Consider the following 11,789-nt stretch of genomic DNA (forward strand, 5'->3'; position numbering starts at 1 on the left):
CAACTTGGATAATCTCAAAGGGTTTAGCCGAATACCAATCAACCGACTCGCGTTTTTCTTTAATTTTGCTTTTCTTCGACTTAAGGGCGGTATTAATTTCTTCTTGATGCCTGCGTAAGATATGGCGAATGGTGCCGGCTGGCACATTGATTGACTCATAGCGTGAAAGGTAGCGAGAAAGTCTTTTTGGACCGAGCCGAGTTTTGATTTTTATCTCGACCACTTTAGCTTCAATCTGGGGTAGTGTCTTTTTGGGCTGGTGGTGAGGAGTTTTTGGTCGGTCTTTCAGATTGCCTTGACGATATTTAGCGATGATGTCGTAGACGACGGTTCGATTAATATTGAAGGCACGGGCGGTATAAGTGATATTATTGCTGGCTTGGAGGAATTCGATTACTGCTTGTCTTGCGGTAGCGGGGTCAATTTTTCTTAATTCTTTATAATTGATAAGGGTTGTAGTTTGCATAGTGTCTTTTATCCTTAAATAGACATTTGAAATTAATCTTGGCTAACTTAAAAACTTGTTTCACATAACCATTATAATTAAATCTCATAAACTGTATAGTATCTCTTGGACACATTGCATTTTAATATTGACAGTAAAAACACTCGGTATAAACCCAAAATTTACCGGATACTTTTTAGTTGAGAATCAACAACTTTTTCACATAATTCTTGTGTTGACTGCTATCTCTTACCACCAGAAAGTATATCCCGCAAGGCAGACTTTTTTTACTTAGGATGTTGCTCGCATTATAATTATCATTAAGTTTTTGGATTAAGCGACCTAATTTATCATAGATAAACATCGAATAGCCAGAAAGCGATTTGGTTTCTAAATGTTGTATACCCGAATAAAAATTGATATTATTTGAATTTGTCGTTGTTTCTTTTGTCTTTTCGATTTCAGGAATATATCGATAAAAGTAATTAGTTCTGCTTCCGGCTAAGCAATAGACTTTACCCTGAGCATAGGTTATAGTACTACCGCCAGTGATTTTAAATGGCAGAGAATCCATTTCCTGCCATTTATCAATTGGATTGTATTTATAGAACTTTTTAGTCTTACCACTTGCCAGACAATAGACATTATATCCATCACAAGCCAATCCTGCGCCTTTCTTTACCTTAACCGGAACTGAATCGATGGTTGACCATTTGTTAGAAGCAATTGAGTAACGATAAAACTCTTTGGTGGAACCGCGTAAGGCATAAAGATAACCCAAGGTATCGCCAGTTAGGGCTGCACCATTTTTAATCTTTGCTGGTATGCCTTTGATATTTTCCCAGGTATCTGATGCAATCACAAACCGCAAGAAAATAGTGTCGCCAATGAGAGCATAGATAAAACCATTTTGGCTATAAAGCGCAGTATATGATTTGGGTTTTAGAGGCAAAGATTCTGCCGGTTGCCAATTATTTCCTGAAACCGAGTATTTATAAAATTTCTTCTTATTACCTAAAAGTGCATAAAGCGTATCATTATTACCAGAAACTAAACCCAAACCTGTTTTTGGTTTAACAGGAAGCCCTTTTTTCTGAAGCCAATCATTTAAGTTTATATCATAAACATAGAATGAAGTATCACCAGCAATTAGACAATAAATTAACCCTATGTCCGATTCAGTTTTATCTAAATCAAAGTCTCGTAAATTAAAGAAAAGTCCATTGGAAATTTCAGGTTTATCTGAATCAAAGCTTCGTTTTTTAAAGAGAAGTCCATCGGAAATGGTATCGAAACAGATACTTGAGCCAGTAGTTTTGACCACTTTAGGAAAAGGCTTTAGGATTTGCCAGACATTAGTAGGGCGAATAATAAAACTACTATAACAAGTATCATTAAATCGGTTATCGTCATTAATTAATTTTGTGTAAGCAATGGTATTATAAGTTCCTGAATTTAGGGTACAGGCAGGAAAGTTTATAACCGTATCAAGACCGGCAAAAAGAATAACCGTATCAGATTTCTCATAAGAACTATTAATCTTAAAGACAACTGGAATAGTTTCTTGGGCCGAACCAAAGTTTTTCACTCGTGCTGAAGGATATACAACACTGTCAAAATTTACACCGATAGGAGCCAGAATCTGACTTACACCTACATCATGTGCAGTATAAATAGTCGGTCCAGAAATGTCATCTAAATAGATACCATTGCGTATATCCCCTAAAGGCGTATAGTAACGAAAAGCGATATAAAAAGTTGAGTCGACATAATTATGTAAAGAAATCTTGATTAAACCATAGGTTGTATTATTAAATCTTCGTCCCCAAAGCACTTTAGTAAAATCCGAAACCCGAGCGCCTTTCAAGGAAAGGCGAACTTCAAGACTTTCTAATGCTGAACTGGCAAAGGCACGATAAAAAAACTTTAAGGTGTCACCAACACTACCCAAAAGTCGGGGTGTAATAAGCCAATCATCACTGGTGAGAGAGAAATTATCAAACAAGCAACCGGCACAAGCAGGTTCGGAATTATAATTTAATGTTGAACGAGTCCAAGATTGAGTCCCATAACCATCGTTATTAATAAAGCGCCAACCTTCAGGAGGAAATATTGCATCAGTAAAAGATTCATTAAGTTGTTGGCTGAAAAGAACAAAGCCGAGCAATAGGATTATAAGACAAAATTTATAGCGTGACATAAACATCACCTCGTATTTCTTAGATTTAATTATGATTTAATTATATATTAGCCATTTTAGAAATCCTGTCAATAGAGATTTGATGAACGCTTTGAAAAGTGCCACGGAAATTACTTGCGGCACGCATCCGTATCAGCGAAATCACAGAAAAATAAGGAAAATATCCAATAAGTTCAATTCAATTTATTCGAATAAGAATTGACTTTTTCAGTGTTCTCAATAATAATTACCTATTTATTACGAGCAGAGATTATTAAATATTCTCTTACTTAAATGTCTTTGAGATTTTTATAATACTGGTCTTTCTTTTATTATTTGGTTTAGCCTATCCATCAAGAAAGAGTACCAATATATTAAGTGTGATTTTCATAAAGTATTATACAGTGTTCATAATGCCCAAAAATTCTTCTGGAAACTTTTTGTCGTTTTAAGTAGTCAAATAAATTATATATCGATGGCAAAGTTATATATTGAGATAAAGAAATTATTGCATCTGATGCGAATTTTATTGTTTAAGAAAGCGAAGATTGTTTCGTTCATTAGAAATATAATTAGAAATATAGATTTTGTAGTCTGCTCTTAGTCAAAAGATAAAAGAGTAAAAAGCAAAATTTAGAAGTAACTTTTTCGAAAAGGCCTAGAGCACCGTACCGGGGCAGTAGGAATACTACCTCCCTGCCATCCACTCCATCGCCCATATGGTCAAATTGTGTATTCTTTATAACCCTTAACATAAGGGTTGGTAATTCACTTATCCTTCTATCATATTCTGAGCACCAGCGAATGGCTTATAGTCTATCAATAATTCAATCACTAAACCTGACGCCCATTCTTTAATTGACCATATCATCCTAACCTGCATTGAGATGACATCTCATAATCCCACTTTTGACCTTCGCAGACGAATCCAATAGTCATATTTAATCCGAGTTCGCAAGTTCTGTTAATGCCAAAACTCATCGAAGCCAACTAATAAATGACAAATTCTGTCAAATTTCGGAAAAAGCGCACCAAAAGCCAATGCGGATAAATAATGATCCATTAAATTCAATACCTGCTGCAGAAAATTATATTTCAGAAGTTGTTCGTGGTGATTTAGTGACCCAAAATCGTAAATACACATACCTTGACAAATTTTAATTATTAGATATTATTAACTATAAAGATTCAATTATTATGTTAACATAACTTTACAAAACTGATGATTAACTATCATATTCAACTTCATCGATTCGATTTTGTCGTAAAACCGAGTAAAAATTAACTTTTTAGGAATTAGTCAGAATTGTTTTAATACCATATGAAGAAAGCATTACTGATTGAAATTGGAACCGAAGAGATTCCAGCTTCGTTTTTAGCACCAGCCGTCAATGATTTTAAGGAAAAGTTTTGTAACTTTCTGACCGAAAACAGAATTACATTTGGAACAGTTAAAACTTATTATACACCACGAAGATTGGCGTTAGTCTTATCCGATGTATTAGAAAAACAGAAAGCCGAAGTTTTAGAAGTTCAAGGTCCGCCGAGTAAGTATGCATTCGATGAGCACGGGAAACCAACCAAGGTTGCAATCGGTTTTGCTCAAACTCATAAGACTAAAATAACCCAACTTTACACCAAAAAAACCCCCAAAGGAGAATATGTTTTCGTAAAAAAAACTGCTGATACCAAAACGCTTGCCCAATTATTAAAAGAAAATCTCGGCCGGTTAATTGCGGAAATCCAGTTTCCGAAAACGATGCGTTGGCAAAAAGATAATTTCAGATTTGCGCGGCCCATACGCTGGCTTACCCTTGTCTTTGGCAATAGACCGATTGAAGTGTCGGTTTTCGGGATAAAAAGTTCTGCCCACACTTATGGACATCGCAATTCTAAAAAACAGAAAATAAAAATATCGGATATAAAGTCTTATATAAAAAAATTAAAGCAGTTCGATGTTTTGGTCGACCCCGAAGAACGAAAAAAATACATTCAACAACAATTACAATTACTAACCCAAAAAGTTAATGGCAAAGTAGTCAAAGACGAAGAACTCCTGGCAGAGATTATCAATATTTGCGAAAACCCCTATCCGGTCATATGTAAATTTCGCCCTGAATTCCTTAATCTACCCGCACCGATTCTGACAACCGCTCTAAAAACGCATACTCGTTGTTTTGCCGTGCAAAAATTATTTTCCGAGGAACTACTACCATATTTTGTTGCTGTCACCAACACACCTACTTGCGATAAACATCAAGTAAGATATTGGTATGAACAAGCAGTGGAATCACGACTTGATGATGCTAAATTCTTTTTTGAGGAAGACTTAAAAATTGGTTTAGAAAAACGGCTCGAAGAAGAGAAAAAAGTTATTTGGATAGAAAATTTAGGAACTTTATTTGACAAAAGTACTCGCTTAGAAAAATTATCATTAGTTATTAGCCAGAATATTCCTAATGTTAGTACCAATCATTTACTGCGGGCAGCGTATTTAGCCAAAGCCGATTTGTTAACCAATATGGTCAGAGAAAAAGAATATACCAGTTTACAGGGAATAATGGGCGGAATTTATGCCCAACGCTTAGGTGAACATGATTTGGTAAGTAAAGCCATTGCCGAACAATACCAGCCCAGATTTATCGGCGATAGTCTACCGGAGACAATCGAAGGTTCAATTTTAAGTATGGCAGATAAATTGGATAATATTATTGGTGCCTTTATTGCAAATGCGACTCCCAGTGGTTCCTATGACCCTTTAGGTTTACGACGCCAAGCAATAGCGTTTTATTTAATCTGCCTAAATAAAAAATTTGATATTGATTTAGAACCAATCATCGAATTAGGCTATAACTATTTTGGTTTACCGGAAAACTTAAGTTTAATCACAAGTATCAAAGATTTTCTTAAAGACCGATTAAAAGCAGTTTTACTTGACCAGAATATCCGTTATGATATTTGTAATGCGGTTTTAGCAGTATGTAACCTTAAACCACAGGATGCCTATGAACGATGTCTTGCCCTAACTGAGTTAAGCGAACAAAAAGATTTTGAATCATTAGTAATCGGTCAGAAGCGTGTAAGTAATATACTTAAAAATATTAAAGAACTTGATTTATCCGGTTTATCCCCAACCGCAATAAATGAGTTATTATTAATTGAACCAGCCGAAAAGATTTTATATCAAAAAACTAAAGAAATTGAACCCAATTTAAGAGTTTCAGTAAAAGAGCATAATTATAAAAAAGCCTTTGAAATTCTTTTATCGCTTAGACCTGCCATTGATAATTTGTTTGATAATGTTTTAGTAATGACGGAAGATGAATCTTTGCGAATCAATCGCTTACAATTAGTTCAAAAAGTGCGTGCACTTTTCTTGGAGGTTGCGGATTTATCAGAAATTGTTATTAACAAATCGTAGGTTCTTTTAATGTCAATTCAACAAGTTTGATGTTACTTTTTTTGATTCACCAGTTTTACTAATGGGATTCGATATTAATAAATTTTATTGGCATAATAGAATTATGATTTTGGGTTAAGTCCATTTTGGCTGTGTCAAGGAAAAGAGTTTCTTATCTAATTTTTTTGCTAATAATTATTGCTGGAGTCTTTTTTTTCTTCAAAAGAAGACCTACACCAAAACTACCTAAACCATCAACTCCGCTATTGGAGCAAAAAATTACTCTCAAAATTAGAGACAAAGAGATTAAGGTCGAATTAGCCGATACGCCCGAAAAACGAGCATTAGGTCTGATGTTTCGGCAAAGTTTAGAGGAAGACTCAGGTATGTTATTTGTCTTTGAACGAGAAGGCATTTATCCTTTCTGGATGAAAAACACTAAAATCCCGCTGAGTATTGCCTATATTGATAAAAATAATGTCATTATTGATATTTTGGAAATGGTCCCCAATCAAGAGGTCATACGCTATTCACCATCAATTCCTTTTATTGCGGCTTTGGAAATGAATCAAGGCTGGTTTTTACGAAATGGGATTAATATTGGAGATACAGTGTATGGAATCCCCTAAGTTAAATTCAAAATTCAAAATTCAAAATTCAACGATAAAGTTATTTTCGCCGGCTAAGATAAACATCGGATTAATTATTAAAGAGAAACTTACTTCTGGATATCATAAAATAGAGACAATTTTAGCACCTATAAAGTTATTTGATACGATAATTATCAAACGAGCGAATCAGGGACTTAAATTTACTACCAATAAAGTTAAGAATTTACCTTCTGGTAGCGATAATTTAGTGGTTAAAGCGGCTGAATTGTTTTTCCAGGAACTTAAGATTAAACCTTGTGTAGAGATTTTTCTAAAAAAAAGCATTCCGCTCGGCGCGGGTTTAGGTGGTGGTTCAAGCAATGCTGGAACAGTCCTTTTAGGTTTAAATCAACTATTTCAAAAACCTCTAACTATGAACATTCTTTATCAAATCGCTTGTCAAATTGGAATGGATGTACCATTTTTTTTATATCAGACACCATCTTATGCAACTGGCCGAGGAGAAATCTTAACACCGATTAAAATTCCTAAATTTAATATCGTACTGTATATTCCCGAATATTTTATTTCAACTCGCTGGGCATATCAGCAAATTGATGAGATGGGGTTGACAGAAGGCAATTTTTCCCTTAAGATTCTTAGTAAGAAACTAAGCCAAAGTAATTGGCAAGAAATTAGCAAGTACACTGTAAACACCTTTGAAAAGGTTGTTTTTCCTAAATATAATGATTTACTGGTTATGAAAACACGAATGTTATTTTGTGGTGCCAGGATTGTAAGTTTATCAGGCAGTGGTAGCGCGATTTATGGTATCGTTCCCAAAGATAGGATTGCGGAATTTTACACTAAGGCTAAAAGACTTAAATTAAAATTGTTATATACGGAAACACTGTGAAATTAAAATTGGGGCGTCGTCTAGCTGGCAGGACCCAGGATTTTGGATCCTGTTGGGAAGGTTCGAATCCTTCCGCCCCAGTGAAATTATCTAAAACTATAAATTAGTAAAAGCAAGTGAAACTTTTCAGGAATCTTATTTTAATTTTTGAAATATAACTATATGTTCCCAGCAAACCAAAAGATGAAAGTTTTTTCGGGTCGAGCAAATCGACCATTAGCCGAAAAGATATGTCAACATTTAGAAATTAAGTTAGGCCAGGCCAGTATTAGCAATTTTTCTGATGGGGAGATTAAAATTAACATTGAAGAGAATGTGCGGGGTGTGGATGTATTTGTTGTCCAACCAACACATCCTCCGGCAGAGAATCTTTTAGAATTATTGTTAATGTTAGATGCCTTTAAGCGGGCATCTGCTGAAAGGATTACCGCAGTAATACCATATTATGGTTATGGTCGTCAGGACCGCAAAGACGAACCACGCGTTCCGATTTCCGCGAAATTAATTGCCGATTTAATCGTATCAGCCGGAGCCTCAAGGGTCCTAACAATGGATTTACATGCTGAACAAATCCAAGGGTTTTTTAATATTCCAGTTGACCATCTTTATGCAACACCAGTTTTAGTAGAGAATTTTAGCAAATATGATTTATCTAATTTGGTGGTTGTGGCTCCCGATACCGGCAGAGCAAATCGCGCCCGTGGTTTTGCGAAACGATTAGGCGATAAAATTCCCATGGCAATTATTGATAAACGTCGACCAGCACCAAATCAAGCCGAAGTTGTGATGGTTATCGGTGAAGTCGAAAATAAAGATGTGCTACTTTTTGACGATATTATTGATACTGGTAATACTTTGATTGTAGCGGCCGAAGCCCTAAAAAAGCAAGGTGCCCGAAAAATAATGGCTTGTGCAACTCATCCAGTATTTTTGAATGATGCAGTTTCAAGATTAGAAAGTTCTAATATCGCTGAGATTACGATAACCGATACAATTCAGTTGCCAAGAGAAAAGATGAGCAAAAAAATTAATATTCTTTCTGTCTCAAAACTGCTTGCTGAGACAGTTTTGAGAATCCATAAAGGTGAGTCTGTCAGTTCATTATTCATCTAAAACAGAAAAATGTGTGGATTTTTCAAATATACGATAGGCACAAAATCAAATTACACAATATTTTTGCCACTAAGAGTTTTATTAATTCGCATTGGCGTTTTAGCCGATGGCGATTAAGGATAATTTAATTAGATTTGCTGTTGGAGGCAAAATATGGAATACAGTCTAAAAGCAGAAGAAAGAAAAGCCATTGGTACCTCAGCCAGTAAGAAACTTAGACGCCAGGGTTTAATTCCCGGCGTCATCTATGGTCATCGTGATAATCCCTTAAGTATCGTTGTTGCCGAGCGTGAATTTTCTACCCTATTAGAAAAAATCAAAGGGCATAGTCCGATTATTAATTTATCAATCGGTGAAATGACAATAAAGACTGTTCTGAAGTCTTTACAGCGAGAACCAATTTCGAAAAGACTGTTATCTGTTGACTTTCAGCGCATTCACGCAAAAGAAAAAATTACTTTAAAAATTCCGGTAATATTAAAGGGAAGTGCAATTGGCGTAAAAATGGGCGGAATTTTAGACCATCCGCTGCGAGCCATTCCTATAAAATGTGAAATTGAAAAAGTTCCTGAGCATATCGAAATTGATATTAGCGATTTGAAATTAGGCCACTCAATCCATATCGCGGATTTAAAGATTGAAGGTGTTGAATTTATGTTGCCACCGGATACACCCATCGTTTCGGTATTAACGCCACGAAAACTCGTTGAAGAGGCAGTTGCGGTAACCGAAGAAATTAAAGAACCTGAAGTGATAACGGAAAAGAAGAAAGAAGAAGTTGAGACGGCGGAAGCAGAAACCGGTGGGAAAAAGAAGTCAACAGCCGAATCGACTAAAACCTCAACCACTGAAACTAAAAAGTAAATTGATTGTTTTTGGATTAGGAAATCCGACCCGGAAATACAAAGATACTCGGCATAATGTTGGTTTTATGGTTCTGGACCGTCTGGCTCAAAGATACGGATTGCATTTTTCCCATTACACCGATTATCATGTTGCTCAAACTAAAACTAATCAACCCCAGTTGATTCTAATAAAGCCAATGCTCTATATGAATAATTCAGGAATTGTTATTTACGAATATCTGCAGAAACACAACGATAATTTTTGTGTTGTATGTGACGATTTAGCATTACCATTAGGAAAGATTAGAATTCGTAAAAAAGGTAGTGATGGCGGTCATAAGGGATTAGCTTCAATTATTTATTATTTGCAGACCACTAATTTTCCCCGAATTCGTGTTGGTATCGGCAAACCCATAAATACGACTGCAACCGAATATGTGCTAACGAAATTTTCGCCTCAAGAAAAAGTAATACTTAATAAAGTATTAGAAAAGACCTGTGATGCAATTGAAATGATAGAAAGCAACGGCATTGAATTAGCGATGAATAAATATAATCCAATATCTTATGATTTAAATAATCTTTCAGTTATTTAATATAAACTTGGCGCACACGAAAAAGATGAGAGAATTCTAACAATGTTAAAAGTTGGTTTGGTTGGCTTACCTAATGTTGGCAAATCTTCATTTTTCAATTTGTTAACTCATGCTCAGGCACGAGTTGACCTATACCCTTTTACGACAATTGAGAAAAATGTCGGAACGGTAACCGTTCCAGATGAGAGGTTAAAAACCATCAGCGAAATCTTAAAACCTCCTAAAGTCACACCTGCAACCATTGAGTTTATCGATATTGCTGGTCTTGTCAAAGGCGCCCATCAAGGTGAGGGACTAGGTAATAAGTTCTTATCTCATATTCGGGAAGTCAATTTAATATTGCATATTGTCCGAAATTTTGAAGATGAGACCATTCCCCATATTTATAACACAATTGACCCGATACGAGATCTAAAAATTGTTGAGAGCGAATTAGCCTTAGCGGATTTAGAAATTATCTATCGACAAATTGATAAGCAAAAGAAAGAATTACATACTGCAGAAGATAAACATCGTCTTGGAGTTTTAGAATATCTTAAAAACAATCTCATCAAAGAATTCTCAACCCTTAAATTAGAAATGTCGGATTATGAATTAGTAAAAGACCTAAACCTCTTTGCCTTAAAACCAGTAATTTATGCCTTAAATTGTTCTGATAAAAATAAACCTGACCCCAATTTACTACGATCGTTTGGTAATAAAAATGTTTATCTGTTTTCGGCATCATTAGAATACGCATTAGAAGGTTTTGATGAAACAGATAAAGTTGAAATGCGACAAAGTCTTGGTTTATCTCCTCAAGGACCAGCGGGAATTGTTGAAGAATGTTTTAAGCAACTCGATTTAATAAGATTTTATACAATTAAAGGTGAAGAAAGCCGAGCATGGGCAATTAAACGAGGTACCAACATTGTTGATGCGGCAAGAAAAATTCACTCGGATATGGCTGAGGGATTTATCAAGGCCGAAGTTTTACAGTTTGATGATTTAGTGAGCGCAGGAAATTTTTCTAAGGCAAAGGAATTGGGTAAGGTCTTAATTGAAGGTAAAAATTATATCGTAAAAGATGGCGATATAATTTTAATCAAATTTGCTACTCATTAAAAATGCAAAAAATTGTCCCGAAGATTGTAAAATTAAGGAATGTCCTCTTTACTTCTCCTTGGTCGTTTATTGATTCAGCGATGGAATTAAAACAAGAAAAATTCAGACAATCATTAGAAAATTAAACTATTTTTTGTAATGGAATTCTATAATTTAACAACGGAGGCAAAATGGAAAGACAATATGAAGCCGTATTTATTATCTCCTCTAAACTGTCAGAAGAGGAATTAAATAATCTTAAAGACGAACTAAGAAATATTATTGCCCAACAACAAGATGTAAAGATTCTCGAAACAATTTCACAGCAACGAAATTTTGCTTATCCGATAAAAAAAGAAACCAAAGGTACATACTTGACGATTCGCTTTACAGCGCCACCGTCGGTAATCGCTGTAGTTAAAGAAGCAATTAAGCATCGGGAAGATATATTAAGAACTGCATTTCTTAAAAAAGATTAACTAATGACGAATTATAAGATTTCGTCGTATCAGGAATTATGATTGATTTCTCTTAATGATTTTTATAAAAATATGCAGTTCAGAGCGAATTTGATTTTGCAGTATCAGAATAAAAAAGTGCTGCAATCACTTTTATAAAAATC

10 protein-coding genes and 1 tRNA gene are annotated in these 11,789 nt (G+C 35.0%); 9 read left to right on the forward strand and 2 right to left on the reverse strand.

Features of this window, described 5'->3' with window-relative positions:
- Both N2201_06035 and N2201_06040 read right to left on the reverse strand, forming a co-directional pair.
- Positions 1–466 (reverse strand): helix-turn-helix domain-containing protein (locus tag N2201_06035; GenBank protein ID MCX7785766.1); only part of this gene is annotated, 466 nt, incomplete at its 3' end.
- 175 nt (positions 467–641) lie between these two features.
- Complete coding sequence (locus N2201_06040; GenBank protein MCX7785767.1) at positions 642–2,645, reverse strand: choice-of-anchor J domain-containing protein; 2,004 nt, start codon at positions 2,643–2,645, stop codon at positions 642–644.
- A 1,300-nt stretch (positions 2,646–3,945) separates the two neighbouring features.
- Here N2201_06040 and glyS point away from each other — a divergent pair.
- From glyS to rpsF, 9 genes are all read left to right on the forward strand, one after another.
- Positions 3,946–6,045, forward strand: a complete 2,100-nt coding sequence (glyS, locus tag N2201_06045) for a glycine--tRNA ligase subunit beta (GenBank protein MCX7785768.1) — start codon at positions 3,946–3,948, stop codon at positions 6,043–6,045.
- Positions 6,046–6,209: 164 nt separating this feature from the next.
- Entirely contained in the window at positions 6,210–6,653 is a 444-nt protein-coding gene (locus N2201_06050; protein ID MCX7785769.1) for a DUF192 domain-containing protein, read from the forward strand.
- A complete protein-coding gene (gene ispE, locus N2201_06055; GenBank protein ID MCX7785770.1) occupies positions 6,640–7,530 on the forward strand; it encodes a 4-(cytidine 5'-diphospho)-2-C-methyl-D-erythritol kinase in 891 nt (296 codons plus the stop codon). The genes N2201_06050 and ispE overlap by 14 nt, the downstream gene beginning before the upstream one ends.
- A 9-nt stretch (positions 7,531–7,539) precedes the next feature.
- A tRNA-Gln gene (locus N2201_06060) sits at positions 7,540–7,611 on the forward strand.
- 102 nt (positions 7,612–7,713) lie between these two features.
- Complete coding sequence (locus N2201_06065) at positions 7,714–8,643, forward strand: ribose-phosphate pyrophosphokinase (protein MCX7785771.1); 930 nt, start codon at positions 7,714–7,716, stop codon at positions 8,641–8,643.
- A 153-nt stretch (positions 8,644–8,796) separates the two neighbouring features.
- Entirely contained in the window at positions 8,797–9,507 is a 711-nt protein-coding gene (locus tag N2201_06070) for a 50S ribosomal protein L25 (GenBank protein MCX7785772.1), read from the forward strand.
- Positions 9,446–10,084 carry an aminoacyl-tRNA hydrolase gene (pth, locus tag N2201_06075; protein MCX7785773.1) on the forward strand — a complete coding sequence of 213 codons (639 nt, stop codon included), beginning with the start codon at positions 9,446–9,448 and terminating at the stop codon, positions 10,082–10,084. Before N2201_06070 ends, pth begins: the two co-directional genes overlap by 62 nt.
- A gap of 42 nt (positions 10,085–10,126) precedes the next feature.
- Positions 10,127–11,188: a redox-regulated ATPase YchF gene (gene ychF, locus N2201_06080; GenBank protein ID MCX7785774.1), complete on the forward strand. Its 1,062-nt coding sequence runs from the start codon at positions 10,127–10,129 to the stop codon at positions 11,186–11,188.
- Between the two features lie 170 nt (positions 11,189–11,358).
- On the forward strand, positions 11,359–11,646 hold the full coding sequence (gene rpsF / locus N2201_06085) for a 30S ribosomal protein S6 (GenBank protein MCX7785775.1): 288 nt from the start codon (positions 11,359–11,361) through the stop codon (positions 11,644–11,646).
- Positions 11,647–11,789: the final 143 nt, after the last annotated feature.

The organism is candidate division WOR-3 bacterium, from assembly GCA_026418155.1.
GTDB lineage: Bacteria > Hydrothermota > Tepidihabitantia > Tepidihabitantales > CAIPLT01 > JAOABV01.

Excerpts from the sequence above, each read along its gene's own strand:
- N2201_06040 (MCX7785767.1), bottom strand. The coding sequence starts at position 2,645 with ATGTCACGCTATAAATTTTGTCTTATAATCCTATTGCTCGGCTTTGTT.
- glyS (MCX7785768.1), top strand. The coding sequence starts at position 3,946 with ATGAAGAAAGCATTACTGATTGAAATTGGAACCGAAGAGATTCCAGCT.
- ispE (MCX7785770.1), top strand. The coding sequence starts at position 6,640 with ATGGAATCCCCTAAGTTAAATTCAAAATTCAAAATTCAAAATTCAACG.
- N2201_06065 (MCX7785771.1), top strand. The coding sequence starts at position 7,714 with ATGAAAGTTTTTTCGGGTCGAGCAAATCGACCATTAGCCGAAAAGATA.
- N2201_06070 (MCX7785772.1), top strand. The coding sequence starts at position 8,797 with ATGGAATACAGTCTAAAAGCAGAAGAAAGAAAAGCCATTGGTACCTCA.
- ychF (MCX7785774.1), top strand. The coding sequence starts at position 10,127 with ATGTTAAAAGTTGGTTTGGTTGGCTTACCTAATGTTGGCAAATCTTCA.
- rpsF (MCX7785775.1), top strand. The coding sequence starts at position 11,359 with ATGGAAAGACAATATGAAGCCGTATTTATTATCTCCTCTAAACTGTCA.